The organism is Pseudomonas silesiensis (genome assembly GCF_001661075.1).
Classification (GTDB): Bacteria; Pseudomonadota; Gammaproteobacteria; order Pseudomonadales; family Pseudomonadaceae; genus Aquipseudomonas; species Aquipseudomonas silesiensis.
Genome location: NZ_CP014870.1, coordinates 621256 through 638845 on the forward strand (window position 1 = coordinate 621256; position 17590 = coordinate 638845).

General features: G+C 60.9%; 16 protein-coding genes. 5 read left to right on the plus strand and 11 right to left on the minus strand.

Annotation, left to right across the window (positions count from 1 at the left end; all coding sequences use genetic code 11):
- Positions 1-88: 88 nt before the first annotated feature.
- From lnt to miaB, 5 genes are all read right to left on the minus strand, one after another.
- Complete coding sequence (lnt, locus tag PMA3_RS02695) at positions 89-1612, minus strand: apolipoprotein N-acyltransferase (RefSeq protein WP_064675726.1); 1524 nt, start codon at positions 1610-1612, stop codon at positions 89-91.
- Positions 1613-1627: 15 nt separating this feature from the next.
- Complete coding sequence (locus PMA3_RS02700; RefSeq protein WP_064675727.1) at positions 1628-2467, minus strand: HlyC/CorC family transporter; 840 nt, start codon at positions 2465-2467, stop codon at positions 1628-1630.
- A gap of 5 nt (positions 2468-2472) precedes the next feature.
- Positions 2473-2967, minus strand: coding sequence for an rRNA maturation RNase YbeY (ybeY, locus tag PMA3_RS02705; protein WP_064675728.1), 495 nt, complete (start codon positions 2965-2967; stop codon positions 2473-2475).
- On the minus strand, positions 2960-3964 hold the full coding sequence (locus PMA3_RS02710) for a PhoH family protein (RefSeq protein ID WP_064675729.1): 1005 nt from the start codon (positions 3962-3964) through the stop codon (positions 2960-2962). The genes ybeY and PMA3_RS02710 overlap by 8 nt, the downstream gene beginning before the upstream one ends.
- A 207-nt stretch (positions 3965-4171) precedes the next feature.
- Complete coding sequence (gene miaB / locus PMA3_RS02715) at positions 4172-5500, minus strand: tRNA (N6-isopentenyl adenosine(37)-C2)-methylthiotransferase MiaB (RefSeq protein ID WP_064675730.1); 1329 nt, start codon at positions 5498-5500, stop codon at positions 4172-4174.
- A 134-nt stretch (positions 5501-5634) separates the two neighbouring features.
- Here miaB and PMA3_RS02720 point away from each other — a divergent pair, with 134 nt between their 5' ends.
- Entirely contained in the window at positions 5635-5964 is a 330-nt protein-coding gene (locus PMA3_RS02720) for a DUF1820 family protein (protein WP_007894425.1), read from the plus strand.
- A gap of 111 nt (positions 5965-6075) precedes the next feature.
- Here PMA3_RS02720 and PMA3_RS02725 read toward each other — a convergent pair whose 3' ends face one another.
- From PMA3_RS02725 to PMA3_RS02740, 4 genes are all read right to left on the minus strand, one after another.
- Positions 6076-6630 carry a tetratricopeptide repeat protein gene (locus tag PMA3_RS02725; RefSeq protein ID WP_064675731.1) on the minus strand — a complete coding sequence of 185 codons (555 nt, stop codon included), beginning with the start codon at positions 6628-6630 and terminating at the stop codon, positions 6076-6078.
- Between the two features lie 226 nt (positions 6631-6856).
- Positions 6857-8140: a glutamate-1-semialdehyde 2,1-aminomutase gene (hemL, locus tag PMA3_RS02730; protein WP_064675732.1), complete on the minus strand. Its 1284-nt coding sequence runs from the start codon at positions 8138-8140 to the stop codon at positions 6857-6859.
- A 17-nt stretch (positions 8141-8157) separates the two neighbouring features.
- Positions 8158-8781, minus strand: a complete 624-nt coding sequence (gene thiE / locus PMA3_RS02735) for a thiamine phosphate synthase (RefSeq protein WP_064675733.1) — start codon at positions 8779-8781, stop codon at positions 8158-8160.
- Between the two features lie 32 nt (positions 8782-8813).
- The gene (locus tag PMA3_RS02740) at positions 8814-9611 is read right to left on the minus strand and encodes a hydroxymethylpyrimidine/phosphomethylpyrimidine kinase (RefSeq protein ID WP_064675734.1); all 798 of its coding nucleotides are present in this window, start codon (positions 9609-9611) and stop codon (positions 8814-8816) included.
- A gap of 303 nt (positions 9612-9914) precedes the next feature.
- Here PMA3_RS02740 and PMA3_RS02745 point away from each other — a divergent pair, with 303 nt between their 5' ends.
- From PMA3_RS02745 to PMA3_RS02760, 4 genes are all read left to right on the plus strand, one after another.
- Positions 9915-12299, plus strand: coding sequence for a hybrid sensor histidine kinase/response regulator (locus PMA3_RS02745; protein ID WP_064675735.1), 2385 nt, complete (start codon positions 9915-9917; stop codon positions 12297-12299).
- A 75-nt stretch (positions 12300-12374) separates the two neighbouring features.
- Positions 12375-14024 (plus strand): acyl-CoA dehydrogenase family protein, encoded by a 1650-nt coding sequence (locus PMA3_RS02750; RefSeq protein ID WP_064675736.1) that lies wholly within the window; start codon positions 12375-12377, stop codon positions 14022-14024.
- A gap of 192 nt (positions 14025-14216) precedes the next feature.
- Positions 14217-15716 carry an AMP nucleosidase gene (gene amn / locus PMA3_RS02755; protein WP_185753236.1) on the plus strand — a complete coding sequence of 500 codons (1500 nt, stop codon included), beginning with the start codon at positions 14217-14219 and terminating at the stop codon, positions 15714-15716.
- Between the two features lie 75 nt (positions 15717-15791).
- Positions 15792-16436, plus strand: a complete 645-nt coding sequence (locus PMA3_RS02760) for a pseudouridine synthase (protein ID WP_064675737.1) — start codon at positions 15792-15794, stop codon at positions 16434-16436.
- Here PMA3_RS02760 and PMA3_RS02765 read toward each other — a convergent pair.
- Together PMA3_RS02765 and PMA3_RS02770 are read right to left on the minus strand one after the other, a co-directional pair.
- Entirely contained in the window at positions 16428-16637 is a 210-nt protein-coding gene (locus tag PMA3_RS02765; RefSeq protein WP_064675738.1) for a DUF2788 domain-containing protein, read from the minus strand. The two genes, PMA3_RS02760 and PMA3_RS02765, sit on opposite strands and share 9 nt — an antisense overlap.
- Positions 16638-16848: 211 nt before the next feature.
- Positions 16849-17328, minus strand: a complete 480-nt coding sequence (locus PMA3_RS02770; RefSeq protein ID WP_007937367.1) for an Lrp/AsnC family transcriptional regulator — start codon at positions 17326-17328, stop codon at positions 16849-16851.
- Between the last annotated feature and the right edge of the window lie 262 nt (positions 17329-17590).

Sequence of the window (17590 nt, forward strand, 5' to 3'; positions counted from 1 at the left end):
TGAGCCTGAAGGCGGCGCTTGTTTCCAGGAAACACGCGTCATCGTTCACGTCCATCGCGAGCAAGCTCGCTCCTACAGGGTTCGCGTATCAAACAGTCTTGGCCATCCGGCTAGCCACCAGCGCCCAGCCAAACAACAACACGCAAACAACGATCAGCGGCCACGAACGCCATTGCAGGTAAGGCGTCAGGTTGTGCATCGGTACCACTTCACCATACAAAATACCGCGTTCGAACTGCGGGATCTGCACGGTGATCTGCCCGAACGGGTTGATCAGGCCGGTCACGCCGTTGTTGGTGGCGCGGATCATCCAGCGTCCGGCTTCCAGTGCACGCATCTGTGCCATCTGCAAGTGTTGCAGCGGGCCGATCGAGGTGCCGAACCAGGTGTCGTTGCTGATGGTCAGCAGCAAATCGCTACGGGCCGCGAGGCTGGCGGCGAATTCCGGATAGACCACTTCGTAGCAGATGTACGGCGCGATCTGATAACCCTTCGCCTGCAGCATCGGCTGATCGGCAGGGCCGCGGGCGAAGTCCGACATCGGCAAGTCGAAAAAGGCGATCAGCCCGCGCAACACCTCCTGCAACGGCACGTATTCGCCAAACGGCACCAGCTTCTGCTTGAGGTAGGTGCCATCGCCCTCGCCGACCACGGTGATGCCGTTGAAAAAGCGTTTCTGTTGATGCATTTCCTGACGGATCGGTACGCCGGTAATCAGTGCGGATTTACGTTCTGCAGCGAAGTCGCCCATCATCTTCAGGTAGCCCTCGGCGGACTCCTTGAGCACCGGGACTGCGGTTTCCGGCCAGATCAACAGGTCGACCGGTCTGGAGCTGAAGCTCATGTCGCGGTACAGCGCCAGCTGCGCGTTGAGCTGTGCCGGGTCCCATTTCATGCTCTGTTCGACATTGCCCTGGATCGCCGCGACGCTCAGCGGTGCCCCCGCCGGGCTGGTCCAGGCATGCCCCTTGAGCGCCATGCCGGCCACCCATGGGCCGATCAGCAGCAGCACGCCAGCGGCGATGAAGCCTTTACGAGCGGTTTTCACCAAGGGCAGCGCGTTGTAGATCAGCGCAGCCGTCAGGGCCAGGGTAAAGGAAATCAGCCACATCCCGCCGACGGGCGCGAGCCCGGACAGTGGGCCGTCGAGTTGGCTGTAACCGGAATAGAGCCACGGGAAGCCGGTGAGAAACCAGCCACGAAAGGCTTCCTGGGCGACCCACAGCGCAGCGAACGCCAGGGCATCGGCCAGTGGCGCTTCGTTGCGGCGCAGCCAGCGCACCCAGATCCAGGCGGGCAGGGCGAAGAACCAGGCAATCGCCGCCGTGAAGATCAGCATCAGGAAGCCGGCCAGTAGCACCGAAGCGCCACCGAAGTGGTGGATGCTGTAGTAAATCCAGCTGGTACCGGCGCCAAACAGGCCGAAACCGAAGCACCAGCCACGGCCCAGGGCCTGGCGCGGGTTCAGTTCACGCAAGCCGGCATAGAACAGGCCGACCGCCAGCAACGCCAACAACCAGATATCGAACGGCGCCAGGGCCAGGGTGGTGATTGCACCGGCCGCCACGGCCAGCAGGTTACCGGGCCAGCCGGGGCGGGTGATCCAATGCATTTCTATCCTTAGGTGTTACCGGGCAATAGGCGTCAGGCGCAGCAAGTGAATCCGACGGCTGTCGGCGTTCAGGATGCGGAAGCGATAAGGGCCGATCTCTGTGATTTCGTTGCGTTTTGGCAGGTGCCCGAACGCACTCATCACCAGGCCGCCGACCGTGTCGAACTCGTCATCGGAGAACTGGCTGTCGAAGAACTCGTTGAAGTTCTCGATCGGCGTCAGGGCCTTGATCAGGAAGTCACCGCTGGGCAGCGGCTTGATGTAACTGTCTTCCTCGACGTCGTGCTCGTCTTCAATGTCGCCGACGATCTGTTCCAGCACGTCTTCGATGGTCACCAGCCCCGCCACACCGCCGTATTCGTCAATGACGATGGCCATGTGGTTATGGTTGGCGCGGAACTCGCGCAACAGCACATTCAGGCGCTTGGACTCGGGCACGAAGGTGGCCGGGCGCAGCAGGTCCTTGATGTTGAAGTTGTCACCGTTCTCCTTGAGGATCAACGGCAGCAAGTCCTTGGCCAGCAGCACGCCCATCACGTCATCGTGGCTTTCGCCGATCACCGGGTAGCGGGAGTGGGCCGAATCGACCACGGCGGGCAGGAACTCGCGAGGGGTCTGGGTCGCCTTGATGCTGATCATCTGCGAGCGCGGGACCATGATGTCCCGTACTTGCAGGTCTGCAACCTGGATGGCGCCTTCGACGATGGCCAGCGCTTCGCTGTCCAGCAGTTTGTTCTGGTGTGCATCGCGCAGCAGCTCCAGCAGCTCCTGGCGGTTCTTCGGCTCATGGGCAAAAGCCTGGGTGAGCTTACCCAGCCATGACTTTTGCCCGTTGCTCGATCGATCTTCGCTCATAGCGATTACTCTGAATCCTTTGTTGTAACGATAGGGGATGCGTCTGTTTCGTCGTCCGCATACGGGTCCGGATGACCCAGCTCAGCAAGCAACGTTCGTTCCAGTGCTTCCATTTCTTCGGCTTCGTCGTCATCTATATGGTCGTAACCCAGCAGATGCAAGCAGCCGTGAATAACCAGATGGGCCCAGTGGGCCTTGAGTTCCTTGCCTTGTTCGGCGGCTTCGCGTTCGACCACCGCCACGCAAATCACCAGATCACCCAACAGCGGGATATCCAGAAATTCGTCGGGGACATCGGCGGGGAACGAAAGAACGTTAGTGGCGTAATCCTTCTGCCGCCAGGTGTGATTCAGCTCGCGACCTTCCTCTTCATCAACCAGGCGAATGGTCATTTCGGAGTCGGCAGTGCGCTGGCGCAGGGCCAGTTCGCACCATTGGCGGAACTCGGCCTCGCTTGGGGTGGTCGCTTGCGTCGCCAGTTGCAGATCAAGCTCAAGCATCGCGGCGACTATCCTTTGGCGTTTCGTCCGCCACACGATTCTCGAAGCGCTCGTAGGCTTCGACGATGCGCTGCACCAGTGGATGGCGCACGACGTCCTTGGGCATGAAATGAGTGAAGCTGATGCCCGGCACGTCCTTGAGCACCTCGATCACATGGTGCAACCCGGACTTGGTGCCTTTCGGCAGGTCGACCTGGGTGATGTCACCGGTGATGACCGCGGTGGAACCGAAGCCGATCCGGGTCAGGAACATTTTCATCTGCTCGACCGTGGTGTTCTGGCTTTCGTCGAGGATGATGAAGCAGTTGTTCAAGGTGCGACCGCGCATATAGGCCAGCGGCGCAACTTCGATCACCTGACGCTCGATCAGCTTGGCCACGTGTTCGAAGCCGAGCATTTCGTAGAGTGCGTCGTAGAGCGGTCGCAGGTACGGGTCGATCTTCTGCGACAGGTCGCCGGGCAGGAAGCCGAGCTTTTCGCCCGCTTCAACCGCCGGGCGCACCAGCAGGATGCGGCGAATCTGTTCGCGTTCCAGCGCATCTACTGCGCAGGCAACGGCCAGATAGGTCTTGCCGGTACCGGCCGGGCCGATGCCGAAGTTGATATCGTTACCGAGGATTTCCTTCACGTAGCGCACCTGATTCAAGCCGCGAGGGCGAATCATGCCTTTCTTGGTGCGCAGGGCGACGGACGGTTCAGCGGGGGAGTGGTTGTCCAGCTCTTCGACGGCCGATTCCTGCAGGAACAGGTGAACCATGTCCGGCGACAGCTCGGTACCCTTGGTTTCCCGGTACAGGCGGCGCAGCAGGGTTTCCGCGGAGGTGGTGTGTTTGGGCTCGCCGATCAATTCGAACTGGTTTCCGCGGTTGCGGATTTCGATGGTCAGGCGCTGTTCGATCAAGCGCAGATGCTCGTCGAACTGCCCGCACAGATTGGCGAAGCGGCGAGCTTCAAAGGGCTCGAGGATAAAACGATGTGGTTCTATGGGTGCGTTCAAGGTCGTATTTAGCCGCCCTGGGGCAATTGAGATGAAATCAAGGATAACGCCAGTGGGCTGGGTGCGAAAGCTCTTAAATAATCCAGCACCAATCACCATCCCTTGTAGGAGCGAGGCTTGCCCGCGAAGAACGTTAACGCGGTCAGTCAGGTAGAACAGCAGTGTTGCCTTCGCGGGCAAGCCTCGCTCCTACAGGTCAGGTGGCGGTTATTGGATCAAGGAGCCCCGCAGCGAGTGCGGTTGCGCGGCATCGATGTGCACGTCGGCAAACTGCCCGATCAAGGTTGGAGTATCGCAGCGGAAGTTGACGATACGGTTATTCTCGGTACGGCCCTGCAGTTCGCCGGGATCCTTTTTCGAATAATCGGTCACCAGGATCCGCTGAATGGTGCCCACCATTTGTCGGCTGATCTCGAAACCTTGCTGGTTCAGGCGATGTTGCAGCGCGTTCAGGCGCTCTTTTTTCAGTGCTTCCGGTGTTTCGTCGGCCAGATCGGCCGCCGGAGTGCCTGGACGCTGGCTGTAGACGAACGAGTAGGAAAAGTCGAAACCGACGTCTTCGATCAGCTTCATGGTCTGTTCGAAGTCTTTTTCGGTCTCGCCCGGGAAGCCGACGATGAAGTCCGAGCTGATGCAGATCCCCGGCACGGCGGCCCGCAGCTTGCGCAGTTTGGATTTGTATTCCAGCGCGGTGTGGTTGCGCTTCATTGCCGACAGAATGCGGTCAGAGCCCGATTGCACCGGCAAGTGCAGGTGCTTCACCAGTTCCGGCACGTCGGCATGCGCCTGGATCAGGCTGTCGGAGAACTCCAGCGGGTGCGAGGTGGTGTAGCGAATGCGATCGATGCCATCGACGGCGGCCACCACCCGGATCAGTTCCGCGAGATCGGCCAGGCGACCGTCGTGGGTGGTGCCGCGATAACCGTTGACGTTCTGCCCCAGCAAGGTCACTTCACGCACGCCGTTTTCGGCCAGGTGAATGATCTCGGCAATCACGTCGTCGAATGGACGGCTGACTTCTTCACCGCGGGTGTAGGGCACCACGCAGAAGGTGCAGTACTTGCTGCAGCCTTCCATGACCGACACATAAGCGCTCGGGCCATCGATACGCGGTTCGGGCAGATGGTCGAATTTTTCGATTTCCGGGAACGAGACGTCCACTTGCGGCAACTTGGTGGCGCGGGCGGCGTCGATCATTTCCGGGAGGCGGTGCAGGGTTTGGGGGCCAAACACCACGTCGACGTACGGCGCCCGGTCGCGGATGGCGGCGCCTTCCTGGCTGGCCACGCAACCGCCGACGGCGATTACCATGTCCGGGTTGGCCAGTTTCAGTTCGCGCCAGCGGCCGAGCTGGGAGTACACCCGGTCCTGGGCGCGTTCGCGAATGGAGCAGGTGTTGAGCAGGATCACGTCGGCGTCTTCAGCGCGGGAGGTGACTTCCAGGGCCTGGTGTTCACCCAGCAGATCGACCATGCGCGAGCTGTCGTACTCGTTCATCTGGCAACCGTGGGTTTCGATGTAAAGCTTCTTGGCCATGGATAGAGTCATCACGTGATTCAAAGAACCGCGCATTATAGGGAACATGTTCCAAGGTTCCTACCGCTGTGCGTCCGGCGGCTATGCTATAGTTTGCGCCCTCATTTTTATCCCCGATGTGTTGCTCGCCCGCCATGACCAAACGTGAAGCTCCAATCTACAAGGTGATTTTCCTCAATCAGGGCCAGGTGTACGAAATGTATGCCAAGCAGATCTATCAAAGTGATCTGTGGGGCTTCCTGGAAGTGGAAGAGTTCGTCTTTGGCGAGCGCACGCAAGTGGTCGTCGATCCGAGCGAAGAGAAGCTCAAGGCTCAGTTCGAAGGCGTTGTGCGCAGCTTTGTGCCCATGCACTCGATCGTGCGCATCGACGAAGTCGAACGCCTCGGCACACCGAAAATCAGCGAAGCCCGCGGCGCGGTCGGCAATGTCATGCCGTTTCCGATGCCGATGCCTGAGAAGTAAGCCTTGGAACCGAGTCGCTCCCTTCGCGGGCAAGCCTCGCTCCTACAGGTCAGCGCTGACCTGTAGGGGCGAGGCTCGCCCGCGAAGGGGCCAGAAAGGTCGACGCAGAAATCAGGGCAGTGGCGAGAAAGGCGTACGCCCATCGGCGCTCTGCAATTCCATCAAATACTTGCGGAAAATCTGCCCCAGCACCTGGGTCGCCACCTCGAGTTCTTCCCGAGGCATCTTCTCGGCCACTTCATCCGCCGTATCCAGCGCCTCTTCAGCGCCGTTGACCGCAGCCATTTTCAGCACGATATACGCCTGAACGTTATTGGCCGGCACGCCTTCGCCGTGGAAAAACATGGTGCCGAGTTTGAATTGCGCCTGGGCATGGCCTTGCAGCGAGGCCTTTTCGAAGTAGCTCAGGGCTTTTTTGAGGTCGCGCGGCGCATTTTTACCGTCATAGTAAAACTCACCCAACTCGTATTGCGCTTGCGCATCCCCTTCATCCGACGCTTTCTGGCAAGCCGCGAGGGCCTGTGCCAGATCTTGCGGCTGAGTATTGAGGGTGCAGCGACCCATCGCTGGGATTAACAACGAGTTGCCGCCTGCCTGTGCGAGCGCGTGCAGGGGCTGAAGGAGCAACAGGCAGCCCAATGCAAGGGTGCGGCCGGTGCGGTTCATGGGAATCGACTTACCTCTGGAGGGCGCGCGGACCCATCGAGGGGGATCCAATAAGCGCGCATTATGAAATAAGCAGGGCCATCCTTACAAAGTCTTTACTCTTTTTTCTGCTGCGCGGGAAATATATCGATCACTTGGCCGTGGATTATTAGCAGGTGCGTAGGAAAAAGGGTGCAAGTGTAGGAAAAAGCTGACGCTGGCAATGGCCAACGTCAGCGGCACTGGCTTATTTCAAGGCGGCGAATGCGCGCTCGGCCGCATCCAGCGTCAGTTTCAGCTCGGTTTCGCCATGGGCGATCGAGGTGAAGCCGGCTTCGAAAGCACTCGGCGCCAGGTACACGCCACCTTCCAGCATCAGGTGGAAGAAGCGCTTGAACAGATTGGCATCGCTGGACATCACATCATCGAAGGTCACGATGTCATCGGCGCCGCTGAAGTACAGACCGAACATGCCGCCGGCCTGGGTGGTCACGAACGGGATGCCCGCTGCATCGGCGCGCTGTTGCAGGCCGTCGAGCAGGCGGCTGGTGTAGTCGGTCAATTCATCGTGGAAACCAGGACGGCTGATCAGACGCAGCGTCGTCAGGCCGGCCGCCATCGCCAACGGATTGCCCGACAAGGTGCCTGCCTGATAGACCGGGCCCAGTGGCGCGATGTGCGACATGATTTCGCGCTTGCCGCCGAAGCAACCGACCGGCATGCCGCCACCGATGATCTTGCCGAAGGTGCTCAGGTCTGGCGTTACGCCGTAGTGGGCCTGGGCGCCGCCGAGGGCGACCCGGAAGCCGGTCATCACTTCGTCGAAAATCAGCACCACGCCGTGCTTGTCGCACAGGGTCCGCAGGCCTTCGAGGAAGCCCGGTGCGGGCGGTACGCAGTTCATGTTGCCGGCCACGGGCTCGACAATGATGCAGGCCACGTCCTGGCCGACTTCGGCGAGCATGGTTTCAACGGCGTCGATGTCGTTGAACGGCAAAGTCAGGGTATGTTTGGCGAAAGCGGCCGGCACGCCGGCGGAGCTCGGCACGCCCTGGGTCAGCGCGCCGGAGCCGGCCTTGACCAGCAGGCTGTCGGAGTGACCGTGGTAGCACCCTTCGAACTTGATGATGCTGTCGCGACCGGTGAAACCACGGGACAGGCGAATGGCGCTCATGGTCGCTTCGGTACCGGAGCTGACCATGCGCACCATTTCCATCGATGGCACGATCGAGCAGACCAGGTCGGCCATCTGGGTTTCCATCTCGGTCGGGGCACCGTAGGACAGGCCGTGCTCAAGCTGTTTACGCACCGCGTCCAGTACATCCGGGTGGCTGTGGCCGAGAATCATCGGCCCCCAGGAGCCGACGTAATCCACATAACGCTTATCGTCTTCGTCGGTGACGTAGGCGCCCTCAGCGTGTTTGAAGAACAGCGGCGTGCCGCCAACGCTCTTGAATGCGCGAACAGGCGAGTTCACACCACCGGGAATGTGTTTCTGGGCATTGGCAAACAGCGTTTCGGAACGAGACATGATCGGGCTCTCAAAAATCAGGATTTGAACAATTCGTTAAAGGCGCGGGCGCGGCGGGTGACTTCAGCCGTGCTCTCGGCGCCAAACAGGCCATGGACCACCGCCAGCAGATCGACCCCGTGGGCCACCAGTGGCGCGGCGTTTTCCAGGGTGATGCCGCCAATCGCGCAGATCGGCAGGTGCAGTTTGCTGCGGGCCTGGTCGAGCAGTTCGAGGCTGCAGGTCGGTGCGCCGGGTTTGGTGTTGGAGTTGAAGAAGCGACCGAAGGCGACGTAACTGGCGCCTTCCTTCGCTGCCTGCTCGGCGAGCTCGAGTTGCCCATGGCAGGTCGAACCGATGATCGCCTGGCGACCGAGCAGTGCGCGGGCCGGGGTCAGCGGCCCGTCGGTCTGGCCCAGGTGCACGCCGACGTTCAGGCGTGCGGCCAGTTCGGCGTCGTCATTGATGATCAGCCGGGTCTTGTAGCGTTCGCACAGATCGCGCAGGGCTTGGGCCTCACGCAGGCGGCGGGCCTCGTCGCTGCTTTTGTCGCGGTATTGCAGCAGGGTGACGCCGCCTTCCAGCGCCGCCTCCACGTACGACAGAAATTTACCTGCCAGCAACTGGCTGTCGGTGATGGCGTAAAGGCCACGTAGTTTCATCGGACAAGCCTCTGCGCTTCACGCATCAAAAGTTACGAACAGAAATCCAGCGGCAGGCGGCGCGGGACGAACTGGCCTTTGCCCAGTTGCTCCGCGTCACGCAGGGTACGCCAAGTGTAGTCAAGCGCGGTTTCCACGGCGCTGGCGAGGTTTTCACCCAGGGCCAGGCGACCGGCCAGGGCGCTGGCCAGGGTGCAGCCGGAACCGTGATAACTGCCGGGCAGGCGCTGGCAGGTAAAGGTTTCGCTGCGGCCATCACGGCTGTACAGGCGATTGTGGATTTCGTCTTCATCGCCATGACCGCCGGTGATCAGCAGGTGCTTGACGTACGGCAGGAGTTTTTCCGCGCACTGGTCCGCGGTGCCTTCGGGCAGTTCGGCGAGAATGCGCGCTTCGGGAAGGTTGGGAGTAGCAATGATAGCCAGCGGCAGCAGGCGTTCGCGCATGGCGTAACCGACTTCATCCTTGCCCAGTCGTCCGCCGCCACCGGCGCGCAGCACCGGGTCGCAGACCATCGGCAAATGCGGATGCGCCTGCAGCAGTTCGACCACGGTGTCGACCATTTCCAGGGAACCGAGCATGCCCAGTTTGACTGCCGCGACTTCGCAATCGTTGAGCACGGCATTGGCCTGGGCCAACACCCACTCACGGTCGAGGACGCGGAAGTCCGTCACGTTGACCGTGTCTTGCACGGTCAGGGCGGTGACGGCCGGGGCCGCATGACAACCCTGGGCGAGCAGGGCTTCGATATCTGCCTGCAAGCCGGCGCCACCACTTGGGTCGTGGCCGGAGAGACAGAGGACAACGGGGCGAGAGCTGTAGATATTCATGGTGCGCGAGCTTACCACCAAACAGCGTTTTTCGGGTGTCGTCCGATCAACCTTGCAGGAGGAACCCCGTGCGCTTTCGAGGCATTGTCACACTCTGACCGGGGAAACAGCTCTAACTCAGGGCATACAGCTGGAACTCCCGTGCTAGAGCCTTTGTAGGAAAAATTTCCATGGTGCTCAATAGCCATCAACCGCTATGCTAGAGTGGATCCAAGTCAATACAGGGTAATACCGGTTTTACGTCTACTCAAAGGGAATGAGGGGCTTCCTGAGATAAACCGGACAGGCCACGCTGGGGCTTAAATGCGCTATTTGCTGATGTTGCTGTTGTGCTGGCCCCTCATGGCGAGCGCCGTCGAGTTCGATGAATTCACCCAAAGCCTCCCGCTGGGCCGAGCCCTGCAAGTGTTCGAAGACGCAAGTGGTCAGGCGGGCATCGCCGATATTCAAGCGCAAGCTGCTGCCGGACAGTTCAAAGCCCACGATAAAGACACCCTCAACGCGGGCTATTCCCGTTCTGCATTCTGGTTGAAAATCGACCTGCATTACCGACCGACCCATCCGGCGACGCAACGGACCTGGTTGCTGGAGCTGGCCTATCCGCCTCTTGATCACCTTGATCTGTACGTGCCCGATACGGCCGAGGGCTATCGGTTGGCCAGGCAGACCGGCGATGCCTTGCCGTTCGACAGTCGCGAGATTCGCCAGAACAATTACCTGTTCAACCTGGTTTTTACGCCCGATCAATCGCAAACCGTCTATCTACGCCTGGAAAGCGAAGGCTCGATCCAGGCGCCGGTGACCTTGTGGTCGAGCACCGCTTACCTCGAAGACCAGCCGGTGCGCCTTTATGTGCTGGGTGTGATCTATGGTGTGTTACTGGGAATGCTGGTCTACAACCTGTTCATCTACCTCAGCGTACGTGACACCAGTTACCTCTATTACATCCTCTATATTGCTTCCTTCGGCTTGTACCAGCTGTCGGTGAACGGCGCGGCCGTGGAGTATTTCTGGCCCGACAATCCCTGGTGGGCCAACGCGGCGACGCCCTTCTTCATCGGTTGTTCCGGGCTATTCGGCAGCCAGTTCGCCCGCAGCTTCCTGCAAACCGCCACCTGCAGTCGCTGGCTCGATCGCTTGCTGGTGGCGCTGATTGCGCTCAGCGCGGTGGTGGTCGGGCTGTCGTTGCTGGCCAGTTATGCCCTGGCCCTGCGTCTGGCGACGGCCCTGGCGCTGACGTTCACTCTGGTGATTTTTGCCGCGGGGATTTTCGCCTGGTTGCGCGGCCTGCGGGTGGCGCGGTACTTCATCATCGCCTGGTCGGCTTTTTTGCTCGGGGGCATCATCAATACGCTGATGGTGCTGGGATACCTGCCGAACGTGTTCCTGACCATGTATGCCAGCCAGATCGGTGCGGCGATTGAAGTGGCGCTGCTGTCGCTGGCCCTGGCCGACCGTATCAATGCCCTGCGCGAGCAGCAGGCGCAGACGTTGTTTGACGCCGGGCAATTGCTCGAAGGGCTGAACCAGCAACTGGCGCACAGTAACAAGCTCAAGGATGAATTCCTGGCGACCCTGACCCACGAACTGCGTACGCCCATGAATGGTGTGATCGGTTCGCTGGAGCTGATGGAGACCGTCGAGATGGACGCCGAGCTGGAGCAATACCAGCAAACGGCGGCGGGCTCGGCGCGGGACATGATGCGCATGGTCAATGGCATCCTGACACTGACCGAACTGCAGGCCGGCAAGCTCACGGCTGTTGCGGCCAACTTCAGTCTGCGCGGCGTGGTCGACGCCTTGCGAGTGCAGTTCGAGGGCAATGCCTCGGGCAAGTCGCTGGATTTCAAGGTCGACGTGGCGCCGGGGCTGCCGGATCGTCTGCGCGGCGACAGTGCCAGGTTGGCGCAATGCCTGGAATGTCTGTTGGAGAACGCCATCAAGTTCACCCGGATCGGCGGGGTGGCGCTGCGGGTGACGGGTAAGCCCATGGGGCCCGACCGACTGGCCCTGTCCTTTGTGGTGATCGACACCGGCATCGGTTTCACCGACCTGGGGGAGGCAACCCTGTATCAGCGGTTTTTCCAGCTCGACGGTTCGATGACCCGTGAATACGGTGGCCTGGGCATCGGCCTGGCGATCTGTCGGCAACTGATCGAAATGCTGGGCGGGCGTCTGACTCACCGCTCCGAGCCCGGGCGCGGCAGCCGCTTTCAACTCGACGTCGAATTTGAACTGCATGCGGTGGAACGTTCATCAATGCCTTCGATGACGGGGGTGGTCCCTCGCCTGCGTCTGCCACAGGACTGCACCGTGCTGTTGATCGATGCCAATAGCCTCAATCAACTGGTGATGCGCGGCATGTTGCTCAAGTTGGGGTTCCGGGTGCGCACGGCCGATAACGGTAGCGCTGCGCTCGATCATTTGCAGCGTGAAACCTTTGACGCCGTCGTGCTCGATAGTCAGTTGCCGGCAATGGATGGCCTGTCCGTGCACTGCCGGATCCGCGCACTGCCGGGCTGCGCAGAACTGCCGGTATTCGTTGTTGCCTTGGGCGCCGATCGGGAAAGTTGCCCGACGGGCGCTGTGATCGATTACCTGAGCAAACCGGTGAAATTCGAAGACTTGCAGGCCGCGCTCTATCGTCGGGTGATTGGCCTGGGACAAGGCGAAAGCGCCGACAGTTAGGCAGATATGACACTTTGATCAGCCGTGGGGCGGTGCTTAACTGAAAATCCCTTGGCTGACCAAAGGAGCCCCGTCATGAACCTGCATCAGTTCGCCGAAACCCACGAAGTCACCAACCAGCCACCCTCGCTGGACGGCGCCAACCTCTATCGCATCGACCTGCCCCTGCAGGAGTGGTCGCAGCGTTTTGGCGCAGGTTGGGCGCAATCGCAGATCGACGCCTACGGCGCCCTGGCCGGCGGGCCGCTGATGGAGTCGGGTTTTCTGGCCAATCAGAACAAGCCGGTGTTCAGCAGTCACGACCGTTACGGGCATCGCATCGATCTGGTGGAGTTTCACCCGGCGTATCACCAGTTGATGCGCACGGCGGTCGAGCACGGCTTGACCTCATTGCCCTGGGCGCATCCACAACCTGGCGCCCACGTCGCCCGCGCCTCCATGACGTATCTGCACAGCCAGGCCGAAGCCGGCAGTGGCTGCCCGTTGACCATGACATTTGCCAGCGTCCCGGCGATGCGCCTGCAACCGGACCTGGCGGAGCAGTGGTTGCCGAAAATCCTTTCTACCGAGTACGACCCGCGTAACGTCGGCATGACCCACAAGGCGGGGGTCACCATCGGCATGGCGATGACCGAGAAACAGGGCGGCACCGATGTGCGGGCCAATACCACCAAGGCCTATCCAGTGGGCGCCAGCGGGCCCGGCCAGGCCTATGAGCTTATCGGCCACAAGTGGTTCTGTTCAGCACCGATGTGCGATGCCTTCCTGACCCTGGCCCAGACAGACAAGGGGTTGACCTGTTTCCTGCTGCCGCGCCATCGCCCGGACGACACGCGCAACCAGTTCTATATCCAGCGTCTGAAGAACAAACTCGGCAATTGCTCCAACGCCTCCAGCGAAGTGGAGTTCCGGGGCGCCCTGGCCTGGATGGTCGGCGAAGAAGGCCGCGGCGTTCCCACCATCATCGAAATGGTCGCCATGACCCGCTTCGATTGCATGGTCGGCTCCAGCGCCCTGATGCGCCAGGCGTTGACCCAGGCCAGCCATCACTGCGCTCATCGCCGGGTGGGTGGCAAACTGCTCAGCGAACAACCCTTGATGCAAAACGTCTTGGCCGACCTGGCGCTGGAAAGCGAGGCGGCCCTGGCCCTGAGCCTGCGCATGGGCCGGGCGCTCGATCACCTGGATGACAGCCACGAAGCGAAGTTCGCCCGACTGGTCACGGCGGTGGGCAAGTACTGGATCTGCAAACGTGCCCCGGCCATGATCAACGAGGCCGCCGAGTGCATGGGCGGCGCCGGTTATGTCGAAGACAACATCCTGCCGCGGTTGTACCGCGAGGCACCGGTCAATTCGACGTGGGAAGGCTCCGGCAACGTGCAATGCCTCGACGTGCTGCGCGCGTTGTCCAAGGAGCCGGGTGTACTTGATGTGTTGTTCAGCGAATTGGGTGATGGCCATGGCGACAAACGCCTGGCTGCGCATATCCGTCAATTGCAGGCCGCGTTCAAGGACACCGGCGACATTCAATACCGCGCCCGGCAGTTGACCGAAGACATCGCGTTGGGGCTTCAGGCCAGGCTGTTGCTGGAGGCGGGCAATGGGGCGGTCAGCGACGCCTTCATCGCCAGCCGCCTGGGTTCGGCGGGGCGGGTGTATGGCGCGTTGCCACGAGGGTTGGATGTGGAAGCGATTGTGGCGCGGTCGACCCCGCAAGGATTTTAGCCACATTTGACAGAACAACTTTGAACCCCTATGGGAGCGAGCTTGCTCGCGATAGCGGTGTGTCAGACGACATCAATGTTGAATGAAAGACCGCTATCGCGAGCAAGCTCGCTCCCACAGGGGACTGCGGTGCATCGGTATTGGTGTACAGCCAACACGCCACTGTTTCCGTCCGGCAGCGATACAGGCAAGATGAAGGCCTGCAAGTCAGAACACAGGATGCTGATCGTGACCGAAGCTTTTATTGTCGTTCAAACCGCCGAGCAAGCCGTGGATCGGCTTGCGCTCTTGCACAATCGTGCAACCACCGCGCTGAACCAGGCGCTCAAGCGTTATCTCAAGGATCGAGTCGAACCGGACGCCGAACAGCGTGCAATGTTTCGTTATCCCGAACTGCGTCTGACCTACCACTGCCAGGGCGAAGTCCCGCAGACCACGCGCGCCTATGCCAAGGTTCAGCTGCCCGGAACCTACAGCGTCACCGTCACCCACCCGGCCGCTTTCCGCAAATACCTGCTGGAACAACTCGTTCCGTTGATGCACGACTTCACCGTGACCGTGGAAGTGGGCATCAGCCAGCAGAACATTCCTTATCCCTACGTGGTCGAGCAGGGCGATGAACTGGCCGGCTCTGGCGTCACCGCCGCCGTGCTGGCGCGGGTCTTCCCGAGCACCGACCTGTCCGCCGCGACCGATGGCATTGCCGATGGTCTGTACGATTGGGAAAACACCGACCCTCTGCCGCTGGCGCTGTTCGATGCCGCGCGGGTGGATTTCTCCCTGCGGCGCCTGGTGCATTACACCGGCAGCGACTGGCGGCATGTGCAGCCGTGGATTCTGCTGACCAACTACCACCGCTACGTCGACCAGTTCATCGTCCATGGCCTGGAGCAGTTGCGCAGTGATCCGCGTTTCGTGCGCATGGTCTTGCCGGGCAACGTGATCATCGAAAAGAGCATGGACCACGGCGAAGCCTCGGCCATTGCCGCGGGTGTGGTCTGGCACCGTTACCAGATGCCGGCCTACCACCTGATCGCCAGCGATGGCCACGGCGTGACCCTGGTGAACATCGGCGTCGGCCCGTCCAACGCCAAGAACATCACCGACCACCTGGCCGTATTGCGCCCGCATTGCTGGCTGATGATCGGTCACTGCGGGGGCTTGCGTCAGTCCCAGACCATTGGCGACTACGTGCTGGCGCACGCTTACATGCGCCGCGACGGGATTCTCGACCGCGTGGTACCGCCGAACATTCCCATCCCGGCCCTCGCCGAAGTGCAGATGGCCTTGCAGCAAGCCGCGGCGAACATCACGGGCGAGAAGGGCGACGAGCTGAAGAAACGCCTGCGCACCGGCACCGTCCTCACCTATGACGACCGCAACTGGGAATTGCGCTGGGCCCAGGAACGGCCGTTGATCAACCTGTCCCGCGCGGTGGCGGTGGACATGGAAAGCGGCACCATTGCTGCCCAGGGTTATCGCTTGCGGGTGCCGTACGGTACGTTGCTCTGCGTGTCCGACAAACCCTTGCACAGCGAAATCAAGCTGCCGGGCTCGGCCAACGCCTTCTATGAACGTGCGGTCAGCCAACACTTGAAGATCGGCATCGAGGCGGTGGACCTGTTGCGCACCGAGCTCAACTCGCTGCACTCGCGCAAACTGCGCAGCTTCGACGAGCCGCCGTTCCGCTGATAGCGCGTTGTCATGGTCATTTGGCGGTCAGGGCACTAGCATTAGCAGCCCTGACCGTTAGATGTTCACTTCGCCATGTCCCGTCCACCTCGTCCCGTTTCCCGTCGCCCTGGCGTGAAACCCGCGCCATCCTCATCAGCCCCGCGCCGTGTCGCCAAAGCGCCGCCGGCCGAACCCAAGCTGATTCTGTTCAACAAGCCCTTTGATGTGCTGACGCAATTCAGCGACGGCGAGGGGCGGGCGACGCTCAAGGATTTCATCGATATCCCCGGGATTTACCCGGCAGGACGGCTGGACCGCGACAGCGAAGGCCTGTTGTTATTGACCAACGACGGTCAGTTGCAGGCGCGGATCGCCGACCCGAAACACAAGCTGGCCAAGACCTATTGGGTACAGGTCGAAGGCGAGCCGAGCGCCGGGCAATTGCAGCGTTTGCGCGAAGGCGTCGAGTTGAACGACGGCATGACCTTGCCCGCCGAAGCGCGGCAGCTTGAAGAGCCGCAACTCTGGCCACGCAATCCACCAGTGCGCTTTCGCAAGAGCGTGCCCACCAGCTGGCTAGAGCTGGTGATTCGCGAGGGCCGCAACCGTCAGGTGCGGCGCATGACAGCGGCGGTCGGCTTGCCGACGTTGCGCCTGGTGCGGGTCAGAATCGGCGACTGGTCGATCGAAGGGCTCGATCAGGGCCAGTGGAAGGAAGTGCCGGCGCGGTTAAATTGAGCCGGATTCGATCAGGCCGATGACCACGCTTTTGATCACGAACGCGGCCACGCCCAAGCCGAGCACGAAGAACAGGATGAACGAGCCGAAGCGCCCGGCCTTGGATTTTTTCGCCAGATCCCAGACGATGAAACCCATGAAAATGATCAGGATGCTGACCAGTCCGGTCATCATCCACTCTTCGAATACTGCAGGATCCATTGGACATCTCCAGTGCGGGCGGGGCTAAAAGGCGCTGGAGTATACGACATGGGGGAGGGGTGGTGGATTGACCTGCGGCAGTGTGTCGCAGCTATTCGTCGCCTGTGCCGGCCCCTTCGCGGGCAAGCCTCGCTCCTACGGGTTTGTGCCGTTCACGAGGTTACGGCCCACAACAACCCCGTAGGAGCGAGGCTTGCCCGCGAAGGCGTCCTTAGCTACGCAGATGAGTCAAAGGTAACTCCGTGCTATTGAGCACCTGATTCAACACAAAACTCGACCGCACACTGGTCACCCCTTCAATCCGGGTCAGATGCCCCAGCAGCAGCTTCTGATAGTGATCCATGTCCGGCACCACCACCTTGAGCTGGTAGTCCGCATCCATCCCCGTCACCAGGCTGCATTCCAGCACCTGAGGCAATGTCCGGATCGCGGCTTCGAAGTTCTCGAACCGCTCCGGCGTATGCCGGTCCATGCCGATCAGCACATAAGCCGTCAGGCTCAGGCCGAGCATTTTTCGGTCCAGCAGCGCCACTTGGCGGGAGATATAGCCATCGTCCTCCAGTTGCTTGACCCGGCGCGAGCAAGGCGAAGGTGACAGGCCGATGCGTTCGGCCAGCTCCTGGTTGGAGATGCGCGCATCGCGCTGCAATTCCGCCAAAATGCTCAGGTCGTATCGGTCGAGTTTGCTCATCAATCAGGCCTTTGTCATATCAATTGCGGCAGATTATCTATCCAGGGTTAAAAATTGCGCAAGTCATGTTTATTTGAGCAATCTTCGCAATCCTCTGCCAAGGCATCCGGCCTATTCTTATCACCAGAATCACTGCTCGGACAAACAGTCCACAGCGGCTCGCCCGATCAGGCCAGCTGCGGTCGCCACCCCCACAGGGGATGAGCCGGCCCCCGAGCTGCACACTGTCCAGAAGACGGCGTGAGGTGAGCCGACGTCAAAA